Annotated in this window: 21 protein-coding genes and 1 pseudogene; 19 read left to right on the forward strand and 3 right to left on the reverse strand. The window is 71.3% G+C overall.

Annotation, left to right across the window (positions count from 1 at the left end):
* Positions 1 to 40: 40 nt before the first annotated feature.
* From OO62_RS05965 to OO62_RS05980, 4 genes are read left to right on the forward strand one after another with little or no spacing between them, the layout of a single operon-like run.
* On the forward strand, positions 41 to 256 hold the full coding sequence (locus tag OO62_RS05965; RefSeq protein ID WP_033266157.1) for a hypothetical protein: 216 nt from the start codon (positions 41 to 43) through the stop codon (positions 254 to 256).
* Positions 253 to 1,065 carry a hypothetical protein gene (locus OO62_RS05970; protein WP_129322863.1) on the forward strand — a complete coding sequence of 271 codons (813 nt, stop codon included), beginning with the start codon at positions 253 to 255 and terminating at the stop codon, positions 1,063 to 1,065. Before OO62_RS05965 ends, OO62_RS05970 begins: the two co-directional genes overlap by 4 nt.
* 10 nt (positions 1,066 to 1,075) lie before the next feature.
* Positions 1,076 to 1,678, forward strand: a complete 603-nt coding sequence (locus tag OO62_RS05975) for a hypothetical protein (RefSeq protein WP_129322862.1) — start codon at positions 1,076 to 1,078, stop codon at positions 1,676 to 1,678.
* 5 nt (positions 1,679 to 1,683) lie between these two features.
* Positions 1,684 to 2,379, forward strand: coding sequence for a hypothetical protein (locus tag OO62_RS05980; protein ID WP_033266160.1), 696 nt, complete (start codon positions 1,684 to 1,686; stop codon positions 2,377 to 2,379).
* 17 nt (positions 2,380 to 2,396) lie between these two features.
* On the opposite strand, the gene OO62_RS39470 is transcribed toward OO62_RS05980, so the two are convergent.
* Positions 2,397 to 2,594: a hypothetical protein gene (locus OO62_RS39470; protein ID WP_129322861.1), complete on the reverse strand. Its 198-nt coding sequence runs from the start codon at positions 2,592 to 2,594 to the stop codon at positions 2,397 to 2,399.
* Entirely contained in the window at positions 2,591 to 2,866 is a 276-nt protein-coding gene (locus tag OO62_RS39475) for a hypothetical protein (RefSeq protein WP_129322860.1), read from the reverse strand. The genes OO62_RS39470 and OO62_RS39475 overlap by 4 nt, the downstream gene beginning before the upstream one ends.
* Positions 2,867 to 3,079: 213 nt before the next feature.
* Between OO62_RS39475 and OO62_RS05990 the strand changes: the two genes are divergently transcribed.
* From OO62_RS05990 to OO62_RS06015, 7 genes and pseudogenes are all read left to right on the forward strand, one after another.
* Positions 3,080 to 3,994 (forward strand): helix-turn-helix domain-containing protein, encoded by a 915-nt coding sequence (locus OO62_RS05990; RefSeq protein WP_033266161.1) that lies wholly within the window; start codon positions 3,080 to 3,082, stop codon positions 3,992 to 3,994.
* Positions 3,963 to 4,091 (forward strand): annotated as a pseudogene (locus tag OO62_RS40465) (DUF397 domain-containing protein); the annotation flags it as partial. The gene OO62_RS05990 and the pseudogene OO62_RS40465, both read left to right, overlap by 32 nt.
* 52 nt (positions 4,092 to 4,143) lie before the next feature.
* Positions 4,144 to 5,556 (forward strand): class II fumarate hydratase, encoded by a 1,413-nt coding sequence (locus OO62_RS05995; protein WP_033266162.1) that lies wholly within the window; start codon positions 4,144 to 4,146, stop codon positions 5,554 to 5,556.
* A 112-nt stretch (positions 5,557 to 5,668) separates the two neighbouring features.
* Positions 5,669 to 6,436 carry a cytidylyl-2-hydroxypropylphosphonate hydrolase gene (gene fomD, locus OO62_RS06000; protein WP_228332525.1) on the forward strand — a complete coding sequence of 256 codons (768 nt, stop codon included), beginning with the start codon at positions 5,669 to 5,671 and terminating at the stop codon, positions 6,434 to 6,436.
* A gap of 222 nt (positions 6,437 to 6,658) precedes the next feature.
* Positions 6,659 to 7,342, forward strand: coding sequence for a class I SAM-dependent DNA methyltransferase (locus OO62_RS06005; protein ID WP_033266164.1), 684 nt, complete (start codon positions 6,659 to 6,661; stop codon positions 7,340 to 7,342).
* 89 nt (positions 7,343 to 7,431) lie between these two features.
* On the forward strand, positions 7,432 to 9,888 hold the full coding sequence (locus tag OO62_RS06010) for a SpoIIE family protein phosphatase (protein WP_033266165.1): 2,457 nt from the start codon (positions 7,432 to 7,434) through the stop codon (positions 9,886 to 9,888).
* A 182-nt stretch (positions 9,889 to 10,070) separates the two neighbouring features.
* The gene (locus OO62_RS06015) at positions 10,071 to 11,534 is read left to right on the forward strand and encodes a catalase (RefSeq protein ID WP_033266166.1); all 1,464 of its coding nucleotides are present in this window, start codon (positions 10,071 to 10,073) and stop codon (positions 11,532 to 11,534) included.
* Between the two features lie 86 nt (positions 11,535 to 11,620).
* Here the strand turns inward: OO62_RS06015 and OO62_RS06020 are convergent, their stop codons facing one another.
* On the reverse strand, positions 11,621 to 13,927 hold the full coding sequence (locus tag OO62_RS06020; RefSeq protein WP_033266167.1) for a transglycosylase domain-containing protein: 2,307 nt from the start codon (positions 13,925 to 13,927) through the stop codon (positions 11,621 to 11,623).
* Between the two features lie 308 nt (positions 13,928 to 14,235).
* Here OO62_RS06020 and OO62_RS06025 point away from each other — a divergent pair, with 308 nt between their 5' ends.
* The 8 genes from OO62_RS06025 (at position 14,236) to OO62_RS06060 (ending at position 23,226) form a co-directional block, all read left to right on the forward strand.
* Positions 14,236 to 15,207 carry an SPFH domain-containing protein gene (locus tag OO62_RS06025; protein WP_033266168.1) on the forward strand — a complete coding sequence of 324 codons (972 nt, stop codon included), beginning with the start codon at positions 14,236 to 14,238 and terminating at the stop codon, positions 15,205 to 15,207.
* Positions 15,204 to 15,527, forward strand: a complete 324-nt coding sequence (locus OO62_RS06030) for a type II toxin-antitoxin system antitoxin (protein WP_033266169.1) — start codon at positions 15,204 to 15,206, stop codon at positions 15,525 to 15,527. The genes OO62_RS06025 and OO62_RS06030 overlap by 4 nt, the downstream gene beginning before the upstream one ends.
* A gap of 145 nt (positions 15,528 to 15,672) precedes the next feature.
* Positions 15,673 to 16,359 carry an ABC transporter ATP-binding protein gene (locus OO62_RS06035; protein WP_033266170.1) on the forward strand — a complete coding sequence of 229 codons (687 nt, stop codon included), beginning with the start codon at positions 15,673 to 15,675 and terminating at the stop codon, positions 16,357 to 16,359.
* Positions 16,356 to 18,752: an ABC transporter permease gene (locus OO62_RS06040; RefSeq protein ID WP_033266171.1), complete on the forward strand. Its 2,397-nt coding sequence runs from the start codon at positions 16,356 to 16,358 to the stop codon at positions 18,750 to 18,752. The genes OO62_RS06035 and OO62_RS06040 overlap by 4 nt, the downstream gene beginning before the upstream one ends.
* Positions 18,753 to 18,884: 132 nt before the next feature.
* Positions 18,885 to 19,409 (forward strand): PadR family transcriptional regulator, encoded by a 525-nt coding sequence (locus tag OO62_RS06045; RefSeq protein ID WP_033266172.1) that lies wholly within the window; start codon positions 18,885 to 18,887, stop codon positions 19,407 to 19,409.
* A complete protein-coding gene (locus tag OO62_RS06050; protein ID WP_033266173.1) occupies positions 19,406 to 20,095 on the forward strand; it encodes an ABC transporter ATP-binding protein in 690 nt (229 codons plus the stop codon). The genes OO62_RS06045 and OO62_RS06050 overlap by 4 nt, the downstream gene beginning before the upstream one ends.
* Positions 20,092 to 22,527: an FtsX-like permease family protein gene (locus tag OO62_RS06055; protein ID WP_033266174.1), complete on the forward strand. Its 2,436-nt coding sequence runs from the start codon at positions 20,092 to 20,094 to the stop codon at positions 22,525 to 22,527. Before OO62_RS06050 ends, OO62_RS06055 begins: the two co-directional genes overlap by 4 nt.
* A gap of 102 nt (positions 22,528 to 22,629) precedes the next feature.
* On the forward strand, positions 22,630 to 23,226 hold the full coding sequence (locus OO62_RS06060) for a Uma2 family endonuclease (protein WP_033266175.1): 597 nt from the start codon (positions 22,630 to 22,632) through the stop codon (positions 23,224 to 23,226).

A 23,226-nucleotide genomic window follows, 5' to 3' on the forward strand; every position in this document is an offset into this window, starting at 1 on the left:
CCAAGGATGAGATTTCGCATGAGGATAACCGGGGTAGAAAGTGTCACTCGGTGAGCAGCTCTGGGGATACGGCGGCGGGGACCCGTACGAGGACAACGGAAACTTCCCTGGTCTGCAGTTCAACCCCGCCCCCGGGGTTCCTCAGGCGGTCAACGACCTCCTCGAGGACCTGAACCGCGCGCACAAAAACCTCACCAGCGCCGCGGATACCCTGCGCGGCATCCACGACGGGGCCTGCTGGACAGGCTCGGGATGACCGATGCGGAAGCCAAAGCAGCTGCCGCGCGCTGCGACCGGGCCATCAATGAGATGAATGCGGCCCGTTCACAACTGGCGAGCATTATCAGCCATGCGACACAACTCCGTTCGCATCATGAGGAGATGGCCGGAAAGGCCGCCTCCGCACTTTCCGACGCGGGAGAACAGGCCCCGGACGAGCCGGGGTTCTTCGACGGCCTGCTGAACGGCCTCAAGGACCTGACAAAGGGCATCCAGGACCTTGGTCACGACATCGGCCAGTGGGTCAAGGAGCACGCCAATGCCATTGCCGCCATCGGCGACGTGTTCGCAGCCGTCAGTACCTTCACAGGTTTGGCCGGGTTTTTCTTTCCACCGGCCGAAGGGGTGATGGGGACAGTCTCCGGCGTCACTTCTCTGGTCGCGCTGGGCCTGCACAAGGCGGCGCAAGCTGCTGGCGGCAAGGATGTCGTCAGCGACAGGACGCTGACCGAGGACGGACTGGGAGCGGTCTCCTTCGGCCTCGGGAAAGTCGCGGGGCGGGTGGAGAAGTTCACTGAATCAGCCGTGGCGGGAGGCAAGATCAAGGAACTCGGGAGCGCTTCCGGCTGGGGAAGCATCGGCATGACCCTCTGGGACTGGACAAAGGACCAGACGGGCCTCGGCTACTTCCTCCCGGACGACAAGAAGGAATCGGCCGTGGTGGGTGGCTCGATGTTGTTCGGCGGTCCGATAGGACCTGTGGTTGATCTGGGAATGGCCTTCGAGCACGCCTGGAAAAAGGGCAGCGAAAAGGATGCGGCGGCGGCACAGCAGTCGGGCGGCTGAGGAGGGGATCATGGAATCTGTCTGCTGGCTCCTCTTCGCCGTTGCAGCCCCCGCCATCGCGGTAGGCATCGCGTATTCCGATCTCGTCGGCACAAAGGCGCAACGCGCCCGGAGATACGAAGAAATACTGCGCTCCTTTGACGGTCGGCCGGAAGTCAAGGTCCGGGTCAGCGGCACCGGGCTGTCCCCGGAACAGACTGCGTGGCTGGGACATCAGCATGGATATGCGGTACAACACTGGGAGACCGACCGGCACACGCCTCGGTATCTCGTGATGCGAAGGACCGCCTTCGCCCCGAAGAACACCGGCCCCGGGTCAGAGACATGGAACTCCCCACCTGCCCCCGCTTCCATGGGACAGATACGGCAGGAGCTCCGCAAAGCTCCGGACCCCGTCGCCCGCCGCAACCAGATCTTCGGCCTCCTGGTCTTCGGCATTGTGGCGGGCGCGATGACCGTCAGCAATTACCGTTCCGGGGGCTCCTATATTGCACCAGCCATTGCCGCGCCCGTTTTCTTTGCCGGTGCCGCAACCCTCAGGTGGTACACCCGGCGAGTCCACCGGGAGAGGGAAAGGCAGTCCCCGCCCAACTCGGGCCAGCAGAAGTGGTGAAAGCAATGAGCGCCGTACAGGTCAGCTTCGAGATCTCCCCCATCTTTCAGAGGATCACCTCGGGCCTGGATCCGGAGCGCGCGCGGGCTGAGGTCACAGCGCGCATCCACGCACAAGGCGCAGCAGTTCCGGACGAACTGATCGACGAGATCACAGCGGAGTACCAGAAGGTCTCCACCATGCTCGCAGACACCGGAGTCCTCTACTCCGGCTCCTGCTTCGGCCAGTTCGACGGCGATTGGTCCATGGGCTCCCTCACCATCGGAGTCCAGCCTCTGTCCTACCGGGACCCGGAGGTGGCGATCGCCGGCATGACCAAAATTCTCGCCGCCGAGCACGGTCGGCACGCCGACGTCAACGCCCTCACGCTCCCCTGCGGCCAGGCCACCCTGGTCATCCGGCAATCACCCGACTTGCGACTGCCCGCCGAGTTCTCAGATTCGGGCGAGGGCCTCCCGATAGACGTCGCCCAACTGCAGGCATTCATTCCTGTTCCACCGAGTTCTGTGCCCGGGGCGCAGACACTGGTCACGGTGACGTTCAGTACCCCGAGCACAGATCATTGGGCGGACTACTGCGAATTGCTGGTGCCACTCCTCAACAGCATTCGCTTCCGGCCTGCCCAGGAAGCCGAATTGGGCGCCCCGGCTCCCGAAGCGGCACCGTCGGGCGGCCGTGGCCCCGCCACGGCTTTCGGCTGAGCCCCGCGGCCGTCGGCCTACCCCTCCCGATGACGCGGGCAGGCGCACGGCGGCCAGACCTGCGTCAGCCCGTAGATGTCCGGTCGGTCGCCCGCCATGACGTGCACCGGCGCCCGCTCCTCGGTGACGACGCCCTCGCGGGTCGCCGTGTAGACCCGCAGCGTCATCAGCGACTTCCGGGGCGGTGGGCCCGGTGGCGTGGGGACGAGGCTCACCAGACCACCTCGGCGGGCTGCGGCCGGCGCTCGTAGGCGGCGTAGTACGGACGGACCAGGGGCGAGCGGTCGCCGTCCACCCTCGTCTCGGCGGGCCGGTGACGGCGTACCCGCCCCGGCAGCGGCGGTGGGCTCCACGGCCGTACGAGGACGGTGCGGGCGCTCGCCGGGCGGCGGTGCGCGCGGGGGCCGACGGCCCGGTGCCGCCCCGAGGCCCGTGGAATCAGCAAAGCCCGCACGCGGGCGAGGCAACGGGCAATAGGCTCCGGCATGTTGACGCTCCTTCTGGATCAAGCGTTGGCCATGCCCCGGGACCGTGTGCGCGGTCGCCGGGGCCCGTCGTGTGCCCGCCTCGGCGGATCATCACGTTCCGTGTTCACATCGTCGCCATGCGGCATACGCTGCGAAAGGGAGTAGCTCCTTACTCCTGCAGCCGTAAGGACGGAAGTGAGGCCGTGGCCAAAGAAATTGATCCCTCGGCATCGATGGCGGCGCTCTTCGCCACGCGACTGCGCAGACTTCGGCTGAACGCGGGGCTCACACAGGCTCAGCTGGGCCAACGCACCCATACGCACCCGACCCGTATCAACCAGATCGAACGGACCACCGGCGCCAAACCCACGCTCGAACTGGCTCGTGCCCTGGACGAGGCGGTGGGTGCCGAAGAGCTGCTGGTCGAGCTGTGGCCGTACGTCTACCGGGAGACGTTTCCGGACTGGGCGCGGGAGTTCATGGAGCGTTCGGAGCGGGCAACGGCCATCAGGGAGTACGCGTCGGCCGTCGTACCCGGCTTGTTGCAGACGGAGGACTACGCACGCGCCCTTCTGAGTCTGGGCCGAACACTCGAATCCGCCGAGCAACTCGAGGAGCGGGTGGCAGCTCGACTCGGACGACAGGTGAGGCTCACAGAACCTTCCGGACCCGAGCTGTGGGTCGTGGTCGATGAGGCCGTGCTGCTGCGTCCACTCGGCGATCCGTCCGTGATGCAGGCACAGCTCACCCGGCTTCTGGAAGCAGGGCAGCACCCCCGCGTCACCCTCCAGGTACTGCCATTCAGCAGTGGCGGCCACGAAATCATCGGCAGATCTCTCACGCTCCTGAACCAGCCGGACGGGACAGAATCGGCCTACGTCGAAGTCGCGGACTTCGGTCAACTCTTCGACGATTCCGACGAGGTGGAGTCGTTCTCGGTAACTTACGATCGGCTTCGGGCCCTGGCCCTGCCGCCGAACATGTCGCTCGACATGATCCGATCAGCGATGGAGGGCACTCGCCGTGCTGAACGCACCCCGTCCCGACCTGAGCGCCGCCGCTTGGCGCAAGTCCAGCTACAGCAATCAGGAGGGCGGCAACTGCGTCGAGGTCGCCGACCACTACCCCGGCCTCGTCCCCGTCCGTGACTCCAAGAACCCGCACGGCCCCGCCCTCCTCATCCCCGGCGAAGCCTGGACGGCGTTCATAGCGGGCCTGAAGGACGGATTGCCCGCAGGTAGGTGACATCGGCACGGTGCCCGGGAACAGATCGCCGTTCCCGGGCACTCTCATAGGTATGAGTGACAACGGTGCATCCGGCGAGGCCGGTGAGTTCAGGATCGAGCACGACTCCATGGGCGAGGTGCGGGTGCCCGCGCACGCCAAGTGGCGGGCGCAGACGCAGCGGGCGGTGGAGAACTTCCCGATCTCCGGGCAGCGGCTGGAGCGGGCGCACATCGAGGCGCTGGCGCGCATCAAGGGTGCGGCGGCGCTGGTGAACGCCGAGCTCGGGGTGCTGGCCAAGGACGTCGCGGAGGCGATCCGGGAAGCGGCCGCCGAGGTGGCGGACGGGCGCTGGGACGAGCACTTCCCGGTCGACGTGTTCCAGACGGGGTCGGGGACGTCGTCGAACATGAACACCAACGAGGTCATCGCGACGCTGGCGAGCGAGCGGCTGGGGCGGGACGTCCACCCCAACGACCACGTCAACGCCAGCCAGTCGTCCAATGACGTCTTTCCGTCCTCGATTCACATCGCGGCGACGTCGGCGGTCCTCAACGATCTGATTCCGGCGCTGGAGCACCTGGCGGAGGCCCTGGAGCGCAAGGCGGAGGAGTTCGCGACCGTCGTGAAGGCGGGGCGGACGCATCTGATGGACGCGACGCCGGTGACGCTGGGGCAGGAGTTCGGCGGGTACGCCGCGCAGGTGCGGTACGGCGTCGAGCGGCTGCGCGCGTCGCTGCCGCGGCTGGCGGAACTCCCGCTGGGCGGTACGGCGGTGGGCACCGGCATCAACACGCCGCCCGGGTTCTCGGCCGCGGTGATCGCCGAGGTGGCGCGGGTGACCGGGCTGCCGCTGACGGAGGCGCGCAACCACTTCGAGGCGCAGGGCGCCCGGGACGGGATCGTCGAGACCAGCGGGCAGCTGCGGACCATCGCGGTCGGGCTGACGAAGATCGCCAATGATCTGCGGTGGATGGCGTCGGGGCCGCGGACCGGCCTCGCGGAGATCAACCTGCCGGACCTCCAGCCGGGCTCGTCGATCATGCCGGGGAAGGTCAACCCGGTCATTCCGGAGGCGGTGCTGATGGTCGCGGCGCAGGTCACCGGCAACGACGCGACGGTGGCGGCGGCCGGCGCGGCCGGCAACTTCGAGCTGAATGTGATGCTGCCGGTGATCGGGAAGAACGTGCTGGAGTCCGTGCGGCTGCTGGCCAACGTCTCCCGCCTGCTGGCGGACCGTACGGTCGACGGGATCACGGCGAACGCCGAACGGGCGCGGGAGTACGCGGAGTCGTCGCCGTCGGTCGTGACGCCGCTCAACAAGTACCTCGGCTACGAGGAGGCCGCGAAGGTCGCCAAGAAGGCGCTCGCGGAGCGGAAGACGATCCGTCAGGTGGTCGTGGAGAGCGGGTACGTCGAGCGCGGGCTGCTGACCGAGGAGCAGTTGGACGAGGCGCTGGACGTGCTGCGGATGACGCATCCGTGACGGTCGCCGGACACCGGGTCGTAACGGCGCACGGGCGCGCGTTCCCGCGCTCGTAACGGCGGGTGCGGCTCATGTCACGGCGAGCTTCATGCGACGCCTCTAAGATCTGCGCATGACAGCGGACATGGTGGACACGACGGAAGGCGGAACGGCCGGCGGACGCGGAACGGCCGGGGGACGCAGTACGCCGGGGGCGAGGCGGCCGGCAGACGACACGGCCGGGCGGCCGGCGGGCCGCTGGGCTCCGGGGGACCACATCCTGTGGCGCTATCGCGACAACGCCGATCGCCGGCAGTTCCACATCGCCCGGCCGATGACCGTCGTCCAGGACACCCCGGAGCTGCTCGCGGTGTGGATGGCGCCCGGGACGCCGTGCATCAAGCCGGTGCTCGACGACGGGACGCCCGTTTACCGCGAGCCGCTGGCCACCCGCTACACCCGCCCGCGGCGCACCGTCCGCGACCAGTGGTTCGGCACGGGGGTGCTGAAGCTGGCCCGGCCCGGCGACCCGTGGTCGGTGTGGCTGTTCTGGGAGGACGACTGGCAGTTCAAGAACTGGTACGTCAACCTGGAGGAGCCGCGCCGCCGTTGGAGGGGCGGGATCGACTCCGAGGACCACTTTCTCGACCTCTGCGTCTACCCGGACCGGCACTGGGAGTGGCGGGACGAGGACGAGTTCGCCCAGGCGCAGCGGGACGGGCTGCTGAATTCCGCCCAGGCCGCCGAGGTCAGGTCCGCCGGCCGGGCCGCGATCGCACAGATCTCGGCCTGGCGCGGGCCGTTCGCGGACGGCTGGGAGGACTGGCGGCCCGATCCGGCCTGGGAGGTCCCGGGGCTGCCGGAGGACTGGGACCGCGCGCCGGATCATTTGCGGTCGTGAGGGAGTGAACGTGAATGACGTGTGCGAAGTGTGAGTGAAGGGGGCGAACCTTGGAAAGGTGCGCCTGTGGGCTGCACTGTTTCCCGCCGGGCGAGGAGCCGGGCCGAGCCCCCTTGCTGCGCCCCGGGTCTTCAAACGTAGGATCGTCCTCCGCAAGACTGCACAGGCGCAACTCCAGAACTGGAAAACGAACTTGACCGCGGTCGCAGGAGGGGCGAGGTCGTGAGTGCGACTAGCTACGACGGATACGAGGGTCTGAACCGGTTAGCGCTGGACCGGGCCGGGCAGGCCGAGGCGTTCGACGCGATCGGCGACCGGTACGACGAAGCCTTTCCGCACAAGGAGGGCCAGCTGGCCTCCGGCGCCTGGCTCGCGGACGCCCTGCCCGCCGGCTCGCGCGTCCTGGACGTCGGCTGCGGGACGGGGCTGCCGACGGCGCGTCAGCTGTCGGACGCCGGCCACCGCGTGGTGGGCATCGATCTCTCCCCCTCCATGGTCAAACTGGCCCGGGACCACGTCCCGGGCGCGGAGTTCCACCGCCTGGACATCGCCGATCTGCGCGGCGGCCGGCTCGGCGGCGCCGGCGCCTTCGACGGAATCGCCGCTTATTTCTCCCTGCTGATGCTGCCCCGTGCGGAAATCCCTTACGCACTGGCCCTGCTGCATGATCTGCTACGTCCCGAGGGGCTGCTGGCCCTGTCGATGGTCGAGGCGGATGTGGACGACTTCACGATTCCGTTCCTGGGCAACTCGATCCGGGTATCGGGTTACCTGCGGGACGACCTGCGCCGGGTCGTGCGCGACGCGGGTTTCGACGTCGTCGGGGAGGACGCGTACGCATACGCCCCGTCGAGTACGGACGTACCACCCGAAATCCAGCTCTTTCTGCACCTGCGACGCGCCTGAGACGCAGCGCGTCGGGCGCGTCCCGTACAGGTACGCACCCGGAACGCGGCGCGTCGGGCGCACAGCCCCGGACGGATGGAATCCCACGCGTGACGGAGCATCCCACCTCCCACGAATCGCGGCGGTCGGCCTCGACCGCCGCGCCCTCGGCGTCCCCTGCGCGGGGGCCGGGCGGGACGGCGCCGCTCGGCGCGGTCCCCGACCCGCGCAGCGCCCTCCAGCAGCCCGCCGCGGCCGGGTTCAGCCCGGTGCCAGGCAGCGGCTTCGCGGTGCGCGGCGGGGACGACCTCGGCCTGTCCGGTGTCGCCGTGACGGCCTCGGCGGGGCCGCCGGCCGGCCGGGCCGGGCACGCCGACGACGAGCCGGCCGCGGACCACGGGGCGGCGCGGGACGACGCCGCCATACCGTACGGGGAGGCGTACGGGGACCCTTACGGCGGTGACTCATACGGGGAGGTGGCCATGCCGGCGAGCGGGCGGCCCAGCGGCGCGCCGGACGCAGGGCGCGAGACGGCCCGGGCCGGGCGGCGGGGCGCGCAGGGCGCGGTGGGCCGCGCCGAGGCCCCCGAGCCGGGCGACGAGCCGCACCGCGGGCAGCGTCCGCGGCACGGCGGCGGTGGCGCCGGGCGGCCGTGGGAGGAGGGCGACGAGCGGGCGCGCAACGAGGGCATCGGGCGGCCGCGGGAGGGCGGCGGCCCGGGCGGCGGGGACCGGGTGCCGGCGCCGGCCGGCGCCGCGGACAGCCTGCCGTCCGCTCCGCTGCCGCCGGTTCCCCCGGCGCGCTCGGCGCATCCCGGTGAGAGCGGCGAGGTGGCGGCGGCCCGGCAGGCCGGCGGTGACCGGCTGCGGTTCATCGGCGCGGCGACCCGACGGATCGCCCGCGGCATAGACCTGGACGAGATCGTGCTCGGGCTGTGCCGGGCGACCGTGCCGACGTTCGCCGACGCCATCCTCGTCTACCTGCGCGATCCGCTGCCGGTGGGCGACGAGCGGCCGACCGGTCCGGTCGTGCTGCGGCTGCGGCGGACCGACCGGATCCCGGAGGAGCCGGACACCAACGGCGCGCGGCTTCCCGTGCTGCCCGCGCAGCCGGACCTCGGTCCGGCGATGGGCGGCAGCGCGGCGGAGCTGGCCGAGGTGCGTCCGGGCGGGCCGCTGGCCGAGGTGCTGCGGGGTGTGCGGCCGCTGTTCGGCGAGGCGCAGGCGGCGCGTACGGCGCTGCCCGAGCTGCTGGGACCCGATCCGCGGCTGCCCAGCGGCCACCGGGTGATCCTGGCGCCGCTGCGCGGGCGCCGGCGGGTCATCGGGGCGGCGGTCTTCCTGCGCCGCCCGGACCGGCCGGCGTTCGAACCGGACGACCTGCTGGTGGCGGCGCAGCTGGCCACGCACACCGCGCTGGGCGTGGACAAGGCGGTGCTCTACGGGCGCGAGGCGTACATCGCCGACGCGCTGCAGCGCACGATGCTGCCGGACTCGCTGCCGCAGCCGACCGGGGTGCGGCTGGCCAGCCGCTATCTGCCGGCCGCGGAGACGGCGCGGGTGGGCGGCGACTGGTACGACGCGATCCCGCTGCCGGGCAGCCGGGTGGCGCTGGTCGTGGGCGACGTCATGGGGCACTCGATGACCTCGGCCGCGATCATGGGGCAGTTGCGCACCACCGCGCAGACCCTGGCGGGTCTGGACCTGCCGCCGCAGGAGGTGCTGCACCACCTCGACGAGCAGGCCCAGCGGCTGGGTTCGGACCGCATGGCGACCTGCATGTACGCGGTCTACGACCCGGTCGCGCACCGGATCACCATCGCCAACGCGGGTCATCCGCCGCCGGTGATGCTGCACCGCGGCGGCCGCGCCGAGGTGCTGCGGGTACCGTCGGGCGCGCCGATCGGCGTCGGCGGGGTGGACTTCGAGGCGGTGGAGCTGGACGCCCCGGCGGGCGCCACGCTCGTGCTGTACACCGACGGGCTGGTCGAGTCGCGGATCCGGGACGTGTGGACCGGTATCGAGCAGCTGCGGGAGCGGCTGGCGGAGACGGCCCGGCTGACCGGTCCCAACCCGCCGCCGCTGGAGCCGCTGTGCGACGAGGTGCTGGACATGCTCGGGCCCGGCGACCGCGATGACGACATCGCGCTGCTGGCGGCCCGGTTCGACGGGATCGCGCCGAGCGACGTCGCGTACTGGTACCTCGATCCGAAGGCGCAGACGGCCGGCCAGGCGCGCCGGCTGGCCCGGCGGGCGCTGGCGCGCTGGGGCCTGGACGAGCTGACCGACCAGCTGGAACTGCTGGTGAGCGAGGTGGTGACGAACGCGGTGCGGTACGCGGAGCGGCCGATCACGCTGCGGCTGCTGCGGACGGACGTGCTGCGCTGCGAGGTCGGGGACGACGTTCCGCAGCTGCCGCGGCTGCGCCAGGCCCGGCCGTCCGACGAGGGCGGACGCGGGCTGTACCTCGTCAACCGGATGGCCCGGCGCTGGGGCGCGACCCGTCTGAGCATGGGAAAGGTCGTCTGGTTCGAGCTGTCGATGCCGCCGGGGGCGCCGCGCCCCTGACGGCCGCGGGACGCCGGCCCGGCACGTCCCACATATTGGACCCCGTCCGAGATCGGACGGGGTCCAACTCTTGCCGACATGCCGTCGGAGGCGTTGACTGCTGTGGTGGGCATAAGGGACGTACTCCCCCGTACGGGAGTGCCCGTTCAAGCCCCAGCCGTCGAACCGGGAGGCATTCCTCCATGACCAGCACGCCGCAGAACGTCCCGCACACGACGAACAACGCCGGGGTTCCGGTGGAGAGCGACGCACACTCGCTCACCGTGAGCCCGGACGGCCCGATCCTGCTCCAGGACCACTACCTGATCGAGAAGATGGCCCAGTTCAACCGGGAACGGGTCCCGGAGAGGGTGGTGCACGCCAAGGGCAGCGGCGCGTACGGATTCTTCAAGGTCACCAACGACGTCAGCCAGTTCACCAGGGCGGACCTCTTCCAGCCGGGCAAGACCACCGACATGCTGGCCCGCTTCTCGACGGTCGCGGGCGAGCAGGGCTCCCCCGACACCTGGCGCGACCCCCGGGGCTTCGCCCTGAAGTTCTACACCGAGGACGGCAACTACGACCTGGTCGGCAACAACACCCCGGTCTTCTTCGTCCGGGACACGATCAAGTTCCAGGACTTCATCCGTTCGCAGAAGCGCCGCCCGGACAACGGGATGCGCGACAACGACATGCAGTGGGACTTCTGGACGCTGTCGCCCGAATCGGCGCACCAGGTCACCTGGCTGATGGGTGACCGCGGCATCCCCAAGACGTACCGCAACATGAACGGCTACGGCTCGCACACCTACATGTGGGTCAACGCCGGCGGACAGAAATTCTGGATCAAGTACCACTTCAAGACCGACCAGGGCATCGACTTCCTCACCCAGGAGGAGGCGGACCGGCTCGCCGGCACGGACGGCGACGTCCACCGCCGCGACCTGTACGAGGCCATCGACGGCGGCAACGCCCCGTCGTGGACGCTGTACGTGCAGGTCATGCCGTTCGACGACGCGCCGGACTACCGGTTTAACCCGTTCGACCTGACCAAGGTGTGGCCGCACGGCGACTACCCGCTGATCGAGGTCGGCCGGATGACGCTGAACAGGAACCCGGAGGACTTCTTCGTCCACATCGAGCAGGCGGCGTTCGAACCGTCCAACATGGTGCCGGGCATCGGCCCGTCGCCGGACAAGATGCTGCTGGGCCGGCTCTTCTCCTACGCGGACACCCACCGCTACCGCATCGGCCCGAACTACGCCCAGCTGCCGCCCAACCGGCCGCACGTGCCCGTCCACTCGTACGCGAAGGACGGCCCGATGCGCTTCGAGCCGAGCCGGGCGGCGCGTCCGTACGCCCCGAACAGCTACGGCGGCCCCGCCGCGGACACCCTGCGCTACGGGGAGCCGGCGGGCTGGGAGACCGGCGGCGAGATGGTGCGCGAGGCGTACACGCTGCGCCGGGAGGACGACGACTTCGGCCAGCCGGGCACGATGGTCCGCGAGGTCCTGGACGACGCGGCCCGTGAGCGGCTGGTGAACAACGTCTCCGGGCACCTGCTGAACGGCGTCAGCCGCCCGGTGCTCGACCGCGCGCTGCAGTACTGGCGCAACATCGACAAGAACGTGGGCGACCGGATCGCCCACAAGGTGAACGGCGGCTGAGGCGCCACGGGCGACCGCCCTCGTCCCTGTCCGCACAGCACCGCGGCCCCCGCCCGTATCGGGCGGGGGCCGCGGTGTGCCGGGCGCTAGCCGAAGCCGGGCACGCTGTCGGCGGAGTTGCCGCCGGTGCCGCCGCCGTGGCCGCCGGTTCCGGTCGTGGTGCCGGCGTCGGTACCACCGCCGCCGTCGACACCGCCGTCCGCCGGGCCGGAGGGGGTGCCGCCGGTCGGGGTGGCCGGGTCCGACGGACGGCCGGACTGGGTGTTCGACGGGCGGCCGGACGGCGACGAGGGCGTCCCGGACGGCGTGCTGCTCGGCGAGTCGGACGGGGACGGGGACGTCGACGGGGTGGTGCTCGGCGTCACGGTGGGCGTCGGCGGGACCCCGGCCCCCAGGTCCGTCTCCAGGTCGAAGTCGGCGCCGGTGGCGCCGTCGAGCACGCCCTCGTTGTAGTCCGCCCACACCCGGGCGGGGTAGCCGCCGCCGTTGACCCGGCCGCCGCCCCCGGTGCCCTTGAGGGTGACCTGGGCGCCGCCCTTGGGGGACTCGCCGAACATGCCGACCGCGGTGACCAGCTTGGGCGTGTAGCCCACGAACCAGGCCGACTTGTTGTCGTCGGACGTACCGGTCTTGCCGACCGCGTGGTAGGCGGTGTTCTTCACGGCCTCCGAGGCGGTGCCGTCGTTGACCACGCCCGCGAGGACCGAGGTGAGGGTGTCGGCGGTCTTCCGGCTGAGCACCTGGTCACCGATCGGGTCCTTCAGCTGCTGCTCGGTGTCGACGCCGTTGACCGGGTGCACGGCCTTGGTCACCAGCGTGGGGGTGACCTTCTTGCCGTGGTTGTCGAGGGTGGCGTAGGCCCCGGCCATCTGGAGCGGGCTGGCGCCCATGGTGCCCAGGGCCATGGCCGGCCGGACCTCCATCTTGGAGCCGTCCATGCCCAGGCTGACCGCGGTCTTCTTGACGTTGTCCAGGCCGACGTCCGCACCCATCTGCGCGAAGACCGAGTTGACGGAGTTGTTGGTCGCCGTCTGGACGGTGATCTTGCCGTAGGTGTGCTCGTCCTCGTTCGGCGGCGCGAACGGGATGTTCCCACCGACGACCGGACGGCGGTTGCGGCCGTCGTAGATCGTGTTCGGGGTGATCGGCACGCCGTCATGGGTGACCGAGTTGTTCTCCATCGCGGAGGCGAGGACCAGCGGCTTGAAGGTGGAGGCCGGCTGGTAGTCGGAGCGCGTGGCGTTGTTGGTGTAGTGCTTCGGGTAGCCCGCGCCGCCGTACATCGCCACGATGTGGCCGGTCTTGGGGTCCACCGAGGTGGCGCCGAGCTGGGCGTCCGCGTCGACCTTGCGGGTCTTGGGGTTCAGGTCGGCGGTCAGCTTGCGCTGGACCGCCTTCTCCAGCGCCTTCTGCTTGCTCTTCTCGATGCCGAGGGTGACCGTCCAGCCGCCGGCGTCGAAGGACTTCGGGTCCACGCCCTGGGCGAAGAGTTCCTTGCGGGCCTCGGTCACCAGGTAGCTGGTCTGGCCGCTCATGCCGGGCAGCGGCTTGGGGTCCTTGGGGACCTCGAACCTCTGCTTGTCGCGGTCCTCCTTGGAGAGCCAGTGCATCTCGACCATGTTGTCGAGGGTGTAGGCCCAGCGCTCCTGGACCCGCTTCTGGCCGGCCTTGGACGCCAGGGTCCAGTCGTACTGGTTCGGCGCCTGGAGCAGCGAGGCGAGGTAGGCGCCCTCGGAGACGGTGAGCTTGTCGACGTCCTTGCGGTAGTACGCCTGGGCGGCGGCCTGGATGCCGTACGCGCCGCGGCCGTAGTAGCTGGTGTTGATGTAGCCGGCGAGGATCTTGTCCTTGCCCAGCTTGTTGTCCACCTTGAGCGAGATGACGATCTCCTGGAGCTTGCGGCTGACCGTCTGCTCCTGGCTCAGGTAGTAGTTCTTGACGTACTGCTGGGTGATCGTCGAACCACCCTGCTTGCCCTGGCCCCGGAGGGTGTTGAAGATGCCGCGCAGCGTGCCCTTCAGGTCGACGCCGGAGTCCTGGTAGAAGGTCTTGTTCTCGGCGGCGACGAAGGTGTGCTGGACGGCCTTGGGTATCCGGTCCAGCGCGACGCTCTCCCGGTTGACCTGGCCGACCCGCGCCATGACCTTGCCGTCGGCGTACTTGTAGACGTTGCTCTGCAGCTGGGCTTGCTTGTTGCCGTCCGTGGGGATGTCCACGTACAGGTACAGGCCGAGGAAACCGAGGATGCCCAGGAGGCAGACCCCGAGGAACGCTCCTACGAGCTTCTTCCAGGTGAAGAACCGGCGTATGCCGGACTTCTTGTCCGTCCCTTCCTTCCGCCTGGTCCGGCGAGCGCTCCCCTGTTGCGCCCTTCTCGCTTCCGCTCGGCCCATCGCTTCGACAACTCCAGTCGTTCCGCCCCCAGCTAACTCAGCTGTTGAAGCTAACACCGCATCTGTCAACAAATACTCATCGATCAAGGCTTTTCCCGACGTGACAAACAGCACCCGGAGCGGGGGAACCTCGGGGCGGGTTTTGCGCGTCGCCGCCGCCTCACCTGGGCACTTGCGGCAATCCGGACCACACCCGAAGGCTGGACGGCCGGCCCGTCCAGGCGTTAAAGTGCTATCACTTTGCTAGACCAGTGACATCACCTGATGCGGCCGACATCACGTGCCGCACCTGGAGAAACGGGGACCCCATGTCTGACCAGACACCGGCCGAGCGCACCACCGGCCCCGGCGACGACCTCGCCGTGGACACCCCGGAGATGCCCCGCCCGCAGATCCGTGAGGTGCCGGCGCACAGCATCCCGGGCGGCTTCGCCCTGCTGCTGACCCTGCTCGGCGTGGCGCTGGGCATCGGCGTGATCGTCTTCGGCGGCATACTCAGCAACGGCGGCAACAAGGCCGTCGGCGCCCCGGTGATCGTCGCCGGCGTCCTGCTGCTGCTCACCTCGCTCTTCTGCATGACCGGCGTGAAGATGGTGGCGCCCGGCCAGGCCCGGGTCATCCAGCTCTTCGGGCGCTACGTCGGCACCATCCGCACCGACGGGCTGCGCTGGGTCAACCCGCTGACCACCGCCCGCAGCATCTCCACCCGGGTGCGCAACCACGAGACCGCGGTCCTGAAGGTCAACGACGCCTACGGCAACCCGATCGAGCTGGCCTCGATCGTCGTGTGGCAGGTCGAGGACACCGCCCAGGCGCTCTTCGAGGTCGACGACTTCCTGGAGTTCGTCGCCACCCAGACCGAGGCGGCCGTGCGGCACATCGCGATCGAGTACCCCTATGACGCGCACGACGAGGACGCCCTGTCGCTGCGCGGCAACGCCGAGGAGATCACCGAGAAGCTCGCGCTGGAGCTGACCGCCCGGGTGCAGGCCGCCGGCGTGCGGATCATCGAGTCCCGCTTCAGCCACCTCGCCTACGCCCCGGAGATCGCGTCCGCGATGCTCCAGCGGCAGCAGGCGGGCGCCGTGGTCGCGGCCCGGCAGCAGATCGTCGAGGGCGCGGTCGGCATGGTCGAGCAGGCACTGGCCAGGATCAACGAACAGGGCATCGTCGAGTTGGACGAGGAGCGGAAGGCGGCCATGGTGAGCAATCTGATGGTGGTGCTGTGCGGCGACCGGGCCGCCCAGCCGGTCCTCAACACGGGCTCGCTCTACCAGTGAGCGAGCAGGGCGAGCGGACCCCCGCGCGACAGCCGCAGCGGCGCAAGCAGGTGCTGCTGCGGCTGGACCCGCTGATCCATGACGCCCTGGCGCGCTGGGCCGACGACGAACTCCGCAGCGCCAACGCGCAGATCGAGTTCCTGCTGCGCAAGGCGCTGTCGGAGGCGGGCCGGCTGCCCCGGGGCGCGGGGGCGATCCCGCGGCGCGGGCGGCCGCCCAAGGAGCCGCCGGCCGGGGAACCGCGCGGGAAGGGGGAGCCGCCGGCCGGGGAGCCACCGACCGGAGAGCCACCTCGGGGCCCGGGGCCGGGCGGCGGCTGACCCCGTTCCCCGAGCCCCCACCGCGGCGGGAAGCATCGGCATCCTCCAGCTATACATCATGCGTATACACCTGATGTAGAGTGCGCGGCATGCCCATCGGACCCACAGGGCGATGCCCCCTGCCCGCATTCCCGGAGGCCCGCGGATGATCCCGGCCGGTTCCCTGCTCCACGCCGTCGCCCTGCACAAGGCGTACGGCCGCACTCCCGCCCTCGACGGCGCGGACTTCTCGCTCCACCCGGGCGAGGTCGTCGCCGTCATGGGCCCGTCCGGCTCCGGCAAGTCGACCCTGCTGCACTGCCTGGCCGGCATCATCGCCCCCGACTCCGGCACCGTCCGCTACGGCGACCGCGAACTGACCGCGATGAGCGACGCCGAACGCAGCGCCCTGCGCCGCGCAGACTTCGGCTTTGTCTTCCAATTCGGCCAGCTGGTACCGGAGTTGACCGCGCTGGAGAACGTCGCGCTGCCGCTGCGGCTGAACGGCACCAGGCGCAGGGACGCGGAGCGGCAGGCCCGCGAGTGGCTGGAGCGGCTGGAGGTGGACACCGTCGCGGACCGGCGGCCCGGGGAGGTCTCCGGCGGCCAGGGCCAGCGCGTCGCGGTCGCCCGCGCGCTCGCGGGACGGCCCCGGGTGGTCTTCGCCGATGAGCCGACCGGCGCCCTGGACTCCCTCAACGGCGAGCGGGTGATGTCCCTGCTCACCGACGCCGCCCGCGACACCCGGGCCGCGGTGGTGCTGGTCACCCACGAGGCACGGGTCGCCGCCTACTCCGATCGCGAGGTCGTGGTGCGTGACGGGATCGCCCGGGAAGGGGTGGCGGCGGTATGAGCGCGCACGAGGAAAGGGCGGCGAACCAGGGGAGCGGCCCGGACCCCGGGCGCGCCTCCTGGGCCCGCGATCTCGCCATGGGCCTCCGCTTCGCGGTGGGCGGCGGCCGCGAGGGCTGGATCCGTACGGCCCTGACGGCCGTCGGTGTCGGGCTCGGGGTGGTGCTGCTGCTCGGCGCGGCGTCGATCCCGCACATTCTGGAGAGCCGGCAGGCGCGCGGCGACGCCCGGGTCGCCGTCAACGGGGACCGGCCGGTCAAGCGCTCCTCGGCGACCCTGCGGTACGCCGACGCCGGGACCTCCTTCCACGGCGACCCGGTCCGGGGCGCGCTGCTGCGACCCGACGGGCCCGACGCCCCGGCGCCGCCCGGCGTGCACGAACTGCCGCACCACGGCGAGATGGTGGTCTCCCCCGCCCTGAAGGAGCTGCTCGCCTCGCCCGAGGGCACGCTGCTGCGCGAGCGGCTGCGCTTCAAGGCCGTCGGCACGATCGCCGAGCCGGGCCTGGCCGGGCCGGGCGAGCTGGCGTACTACGCGGTCAGCGACCGGCTCGCCGGGGAGGACGGCTCCTTCCGCATCGCCGGCTTCGGCAGCCGGATACCGCCGCGGGAACTGCCCCCGACGCTGCTCGTACTGATCATCGTGGCCTGCGTGGTGCTGCTGATGCCGGTGGCCCTCTTCATCGCCACCGCGGTCCGCTTCGGCGGCGAGCGCCGCGACCGGCGGCTGGCCGCGCTGCGGCTGATCGGCGCGGACCGCCGGACGGTGCGCCGGACGGCCGCCGGGGAGGCGCTGTTCGGCGCGGTCTGCGGGCTGCTGCTGGGCACGGTCCTGTTCCTGGCCGTGCGGCAGGGCATCGGCTCGGTCACCGTCTGGGACGTCAACGCCTTCCCCGGTGATGTCACGCCGTCCCCCGCGCTGGCGGCGCTGGTGGCCGTCGCCGTCCCGCTGTGCGCCGTGGGCGTCACCCTCGTCGCGCTGCGCGGGGTGGTCATCGAGCCGCTGGGCGTGGTGCGCAGCGGCGCCGGGCGGCGCCGCAGGGTGTGGTGGCGGCTGCCGCTCCCGGTGGCGGGCATCGCCCTGCTGCTGGCCAACGGGCAGGTCGGCACCGGCGGGGGCACGGTCGATCCGTATCTGATCGCGGGCGGTGCGGTGCTCGTGCTGCTGGGCGCCGTGACGCTGCTGCCGTGGGCCGTCGAGGCGGTGGTGGGGCGGTTCCGCGGCGGACCGGTGCCCTGGCAGCTGGCCACCCGCCGGCTCCAGCTGAGCAGCGGCCCGGCGGCCCGCGCGGTCAGCGGGATCACCGTCGCGGTCGCCGGCGCCATCGCGCTCCAGCTGTTCTTCTCCGCGATCCAGGGCGACTTCATGAAGGTCACCGGGCAGGACCCGCACCGGGCGCAGCAGGACGTGACGCTGCCGTCCCACGACGTCGCCACGATCCGGGAGATGGTCGCCCGGTTCCGCACCACCAAGGGCGTCCGGGGCGTCATCGCCACCATCGAGTCCACCGCCTCCCGGCCGGGGCCGGTCCGCAGGGGCGAGGACTTCCCCCCGTCCACCCAGGTCACGGTCGGCGACTGCGCCTCCCTGGGCGAGCTGGCGCACACCGGTCCCTGCAAGGACGGCGACGTCTTCGTGGTCAAGGACAGCACCGGCATGGTCGACACCGGCTACCTCTTCAAGACCGCCCGCCCCGGGGCCCGGGTGCTGCTCAACCAGGACATCCGGACCGGGAAGCCCGACGGGGCACCCCGGACGTGGACCGTCCCGAGGACCGCCCGTGTCGTCGGCTCCCGCAAGGACCCCTCGGGGCAGACCGCCTTCGGTATCTTCGCCACCCCGGGCGCCCTGGACACCGCCGCACTGGCCGACCCGCGGGCCCGCGCGATGGTGCGGACCGACCCGGCGGTCGCCGACGCCGCCGAGTACGTACGCAACACCGCCGCCCGGATCGATCCGCTGATGGACGTCCGCACGCTCCAGAACCTGGAGCGGGACAAGCAGTTCGGCAGCGTGCGCACCGGGCTGCTCGTCGCCTCCACCGCGACGCTCGCGCTGATCGCCGCCGGCATGCTGGTGACGACGCTGGAGCAGCTGCGCGAGCGGCGCCGGCTGCTGTCGGTGCTGGTGGCCTTCGGCACCCGCCGGGCCACGCTCGGCTGGTCGGTGCTGTGGCAGACCGCCGTCCCGGTCGCCCTGGGGCTCGCCCTCGCGCTGGCGGCCGGTGCCGGGCTGGGCCTGGCGCTGCTGAGGACGGCGGGCAAGGACATCTTCGACTGGTCGGTGATCTGGCCGATGGTCGGTGGCGGCGCCGGTCTTGTCGCCGTCGTCACCCTGCTCAGCCTGCCGCCCCTGTGGCGCCTGATGCGCCCGGACGGTCTGCGGACGGAGTGAGCACCGCGCCCGCCCCGGGGCACCGCGTACGCAGGGTGCCGGGGCGGGCGCACGAGGGGCCGGCGACGGCCTCCCGCCGGCTATACCGCCCGCGTATACACCAGCGACAGAGCCCCAAGTAAGGTGGTCGTCATGTCAATCGGTCATACGCTGCTGGGCCTCCTGGAGTCCGGCCCCCGCCATGGCTACGACCTCAAGCGGGCCTTCGACGAGCACTTCGGCCACGACCGCCCGCTGCACTACGGGCAGGTCTACTCCACGATGTCCCGGCTGCTGAAGAACGGCCTGGTCGAGGTGGACGCCGTCGAGGCCGGCGCCGGACCCGAGCGCAAGCGGTACGCGATCACCGACGCCGGTGTCACCGACGTCGCCCAGTGGCTGGCCCGCGCGGAGAAGCCCGAGCCGTATCTCCAGTCGACGCTCTACACCAAGGTCGTACTCGCCCTGATGACCCGCCGCGACGCCGCCGAGCTGCTGGACACCCAGCGCACCGAGCATCTGCGGCTGATGCGCGGACTGACCGAGCGCAAGCGCACCGGCGACCTCGCCGACCAGCTGATCTGCGACCACGCCCTCTTCCACCTCGAAGCCGACCTGCGCTGGCTGGAGCTGACCGCCGCCCGGCTCGACAAGCTGGCGGAAGCGGTCCGGGCATGACGCCGGAGGGATCCCTGCTCGTGGCGGAGGGGCTGCACAAGGCGTACGGCCCCACGCCCGCCCTCGACGGCGCGGACTTCTCGATCCACCCGGGCGAGGTCGTCGCCGTCATGGGCCCCTCCGGGTCCGGCAAGTCGACGCTGCTGCACTGCCTGGCCGGCATCATCGCCCCGGACTCCGGCACCGTCCGCTACGGCCCGCACACCCTCACCGGCCTCAGCGACGCCCGGCGCAGCGCCCTGCGCCGCACCGACTTCGGCTTCGTCTTCCAATTCGGCCAGCTGGTACCGGAGTTGACCGCGCTGGAGAACGTCGCACTGCCGCTGCGGCTGAACGGCACCAAGCGCAAGGAGGCCGAGCGGCAGGCCCGCGAGTGGCTGGAGCGCCTGGAGGTGGACACCGTCGCGCAGCAGCGCCCCGGTGAGCTCTCCGGCGGCCAGGGCCAGCGGATCGCGGTCGCCCGCGCGCTGGCCACCCGCCCCCGGGTGGTCTTCGCCGACGAGCCGACCGGCGCCCTGGACTCCCTCAACGGCGAGCGGGTGCTGACCCTGCTCACCGACGCCGCCCGCGACACCCACGCCGCGGTCGTCCTGGTCACCCACGAGGCACGGGTCGCCGCCTACTCCGACCGGGAGATCGTCGTCCGCGACGGCAAAGTGAAGGACATGATGGCGGGCTTGATATGAGCCCGCTGCCCTCCCGTGCCGGCGACGGCGGCGGGCGCGGCGGCGGCCGGGACCGGGACGCGGCGGCCCGCCGGGACCCGCTCGCCGCACCGCGCACCGGCCCCGCCGTCTGGGGCCGCGACCTCGCGATGGGCATCCGGTTCGCGGCCGGCGGCGGCCGCGAGGGCTGGATCCGTACGGCGCTGACGGCGGCCGGCGTCGCCCTGGGCGTGGCGGTCCTCCTCCTCGGCGCGTCCGTACCGTCCCTGATGGACGCCTGGCACGGCCGCGAGAAGGCCCGCGAGAACCTCGGCCAGGTCCACCAGCCCCGGGCGGCCGACACCACCCTGCGCTACGCCTCGGTCGACACCACCTTCCGCGGGACGCCGATCCGCGGCCGGCTGGTCCGTCCCGACGGCGCCCACCCGCCCGTACCGCCCGGCGTGCGCCACCTCCCCGGCGCCGGCCGGATGCTGGTCTCCCCCGCCCTCAAGGAACTGCTGGACTCCCCCGAAGGCGCCCTGCTGCGCGACCGCCTGCCCTACCGGATCGCCGGCACCATCGGCGACGCCGGCCTGCTCGGCCCGCGGGAACTCACCTACGTCGCGCAGAGCGCCACCCTCGCCGCGCCCGACGGCTACCGCATCGACCACTTCGGCAAGAACTGGGACCCGACGCCGATGCAGACCCCCGCCGTGCTCCTGGTGATCATGACGTGTGTGGCCCTGCTGACGCCCGTCATGGTCTTCATCGGCACGTCCGTGCGGTTCGGCTACGAGCGCCGCGAACGACGGCTGGCCGCGCTGCGCCTGGTCGGCGCCGACGTCGGCACCACCCGCCGGGTCGCCTCCGGCGAGGCGCTGTTCGGCTCCCTGCTGGGGCTGCTCGGCGGGGCCGCGCTCTTCGTGGGCGGCCGGCTGTCCGCGCCGCTGATCACCCTCTGGGGCATCAACGTCTTCCCCTCGGACGTCACCCCCGGCCCGCTCGCCGCGACGCTCGTCGGGCTGCTCGTGCCGACCGCGGCCGTCCTGGTCACGCTGTTCGCCCAGCGCGGGATCACTGTCGAGCCGCTGGGCGTCGTCCGCAACCGGCCGCCGGTCCGCCGCCGGCTGTGGTGGCGGGTGGCGCTGCCCGCGCTGGGCGCCCTGCTCCTGGTCCCCCTGACGTGGGGGGAGAAGTGGACCGACACCCCGCTCAACACCGCCCGGTTCGCGGCCGGCTCGCTGCTGCTGCTGATCGGCGTCACCGCGCTGCTGCCCTGGCTGGTGGACGCGGTGGTCAGCCGGCTGCACGGCGGCCCGGTCCCGTGGCAACTGGCCGTCCGCCGCCTCCAGTTGAACAGCGGCTCGGCCACCCGCGCGGTCAGCGGGATCACCGTCGCGGTGGCCGGCGCGATCGCGATCCACATGCTGATGACGGGCATGCAGGCCGGCTACGCCGCGGCGTACGCGGAGTCCGGCAAGATCCCGCGGATCGGCCTGTGGGGCAACGCCAGGAGCTGGTCCGGGACCGAGCAGGCGCTCGGCGCGCTGCATGCCACCCCCGGGGTGACCGCCGCCCGCGGCACCGTCGACGCCCTGATCGGGCCGCTCCCGGCGGCCGGCCGGCCGCAGGACGACCTCCGCCCCTGGACCCTCGCCGTCGGAAGCTGCGCCGAACTGCGCACCCTCGCCCGCCTTCCCTCCTGCCGGGACGGCGACGTCTTCCGCACCACCAACGCCCCCGGCACGGACGTCCCGGTGGCCCCCGGCCGGACCGTGGACCTCAACACCGCGATCGGCCCGGACGATCAGGTGACGCCGCAACCCTGGACGGTCCCCGGCACCACGCGCCCGGTGCAGCTGCGCGACCCCGGCCGGGAGCCCGGCCGCTTCTCCTACGACCTGCTGGCCACCCCGTCGTCCCTCGACCTCGGCCGGCTCAACAGCCCCACCGCGGAATTGCAGGTCGACTTCGACCGCGCCACCCCCGACGCGGTGGAGCACATCCGCAACACCGCCGCCCGGATCGACCCGATGATGAACGAGTACTCCGCGGTCGACAACCCGCACGACGGGCCGTACACCAGCGTCCGCAACGGCCTGTTCATCGGCGCGGTGATCACCCTGCTGCTGATCGGCGCGGGCCTGATCATCTCCACCGTCGAGCAGCTCCACGAACGCCGTCGCCTGCTGTCCACCCTCGATGCCTACGGCACCCGCCGCGCCACCCTGGGCTGGTCGGTCCTGTGGCAGACCGCCCTCCCCGTCGTGCTCGGCCTCGCCCTGGCGCTGGCCTGCGGCCTGTCCCTGGGCTCGCTGCTGCTCGCCATGATCGACAGCGCGGTGACCGTGGACTGGCCCGTCGTCACCGCCATGACCGGCATCGGCGGCGCCGTCATCCTCTTCGTCACCGCCCTGAGCCTCCCGCCGCTGTGGCGCATGATGCGGCCGGAGGGCCTGCGAACGGAGTGAGCGGGACGGGCTCGCCTCGAACGGGTGAACGTCGTCGTACGAGACGGCTGCGCGGCGCTCTGCCTACGATGATGGTCTCGATACCAGCCACTAGGAGGCGCCATGTCTGCCGCAGCGGTCGAGCACCCCTGCGAGGATGAGCCCACCCTGCTCGACGAAGCAGAAAAGCTCACCGAGATGCTTCCCGGCTACCGCGTCGAGATTCTCGGGGGAGCAATCACCGTGACACCATCCGCCGACGGCGCCCATGCGGTCTCCTTGACCGACATCGCCTACGCGTTCGCTCCGGTTCACGGTGGCCAGACCTATGTGGCCCAGTCGATGGGCGTATGGCTCCCCGATGGTCCTTTCAACTACGCGATCCCGGACCTGTCCGTCGTGGACGCCGATTTCCGCGAGCACCGCATCGAGAAGAACAACTACGATCCCGCGATCTTCCGCCTGGCGCTGGAGGTCACCTCGTCCAACCACGCGACCGATCTCAAGACAAAGGTCGTCGCCTATGCCATCGCCAAGATCCCGGTCTACGTCATCGTCGACAGGAGGAACCACCGCATCCACGTGCTGACCGACCCCTACGCCAACGAATACCGCAGTCACCGGGTCCACGCGCCCGGCGAGCAGATCACGCTCCCGGACTCCGTCGGAGCGGAGGTCGTCCTGGACGTCGCCGCGATCCTCGAAACCGCCCGCCCCTGA

This window comes from Streptomyces lydicus, from assembly GCF_000717345.1.
GTDB lineage: Bacteria > Actinomycetota > Actinomycetes > Streptomycetales > Streptomycetaceae > Streptomyces > Streptomyces lydicus.

Coding starts and splice junctions, on each gene's coding strand:
- OO62_RS05970 (WP_129322863.1), top strand. CDS start 253: ATGACCGATGCGGAAGCCAAAGCAGCTGCCGCGCGCTGCGACCGGGCC.
- OO62_RS05975 (WP_129322862.1), top strand. CDS start 1,076: ATGGAATCTGTCTGCTGGCTCCTCTTCGCCGTTGCAGCCCCCGCCATC.
- OO62_RS05980 (WP_033266160.1), top strand. CDS start 1,684: ATGAGCGCCGTACAGGTCAGCTTCGAGATCTCCCCCATCTTTCAGAGG.
- OO62_RS39475 (WP_129322860.1), bottom strand. CDS start 2,866: ATGCCGGAGCCTATTGCCCGTTGCCTCGCCCGCGTGCGGGCTTTGCTG.
- OO62_RS05990 (WP_033266161.1), top strand. CDS start 3,080: ATGGCGGCGCTCTTCGCCACGCGACTGCGCAGACTTCGGCTGAACGCG.
- OO62_RS05995 (WP_033266162.1), top strand. CDS start 4,144: ATGAGTGACAACGGTGCATCCGGCGAGGCCGGTGAGTTCAGGATCGAG.
- fomD (WP_228332525.1), top strand. CDS start 5,669: ATGACAGCGGACATGGTGGACACGACGGAAGGCGGAACGGCCGGCGGA.
- OO62_RS06015 (WP_033266166.1), top strand. CDS start 10,071: ATGACCAGCACGCCGCAGAACGTCCCGCACACGACGAACAACGCCGGG.
- OO62_RS06020 (WP_033266167.1), bottom strand. CDS start 13,927: ATGGGCCGAGCGGAAGCGAGAAGGGCGCAACAGGGGAGCGCTCGCCGG.
- OO62_RS06025 (WP_033266168.1), top strand. CDS start 14,236: ATGTCTGACCAGACACCGGCCGAGCGCACCACCGGCCCCGGCGACGAC.
- OO62_RS06035 (WP_033266170.1), top strand. CDS start 15,673: ATGATCCCGGCCGGTTCCCTGCTCCACGCCGTCGCCCTGCACAAGGCG.
- OO62_RS06040 (WP_033266171.1), top strand. CDS start 16,356: ATGAGCGCGCACGAGGAAAGGGCGGCGAACCAGGGGAGCGGCCCGGAC.
- OO62_RS06045 (WP_033266172.1), top strand. CDS start 18,885: ATGTCAATCGGTCATACGCTGCTGGGCCTCCTGGAGTCCGGCCCCCGC.
- OO62_RS06050 (WP_033266173.1), top strand. CDS start 19,406: ATGACGCCGGAGGGATCCCTGCTCGTGGCGGAGGGGCTGCACAAGGCG.
- OO62_RS06055 (WP_033266174.1), top strand. CDS start 20,092: ATGAGCCCGCTGCCCTCCCGTGCCGGCGACGGCGGCGGGCGCGGCGGC.
- OO62_RS06060 (WP_033266175.1), top strand. CDS start 22,630: ATGTCTGCCGCAGCGGTCGAGCACCCCTGCGAGGATGAGCCCACCCTG.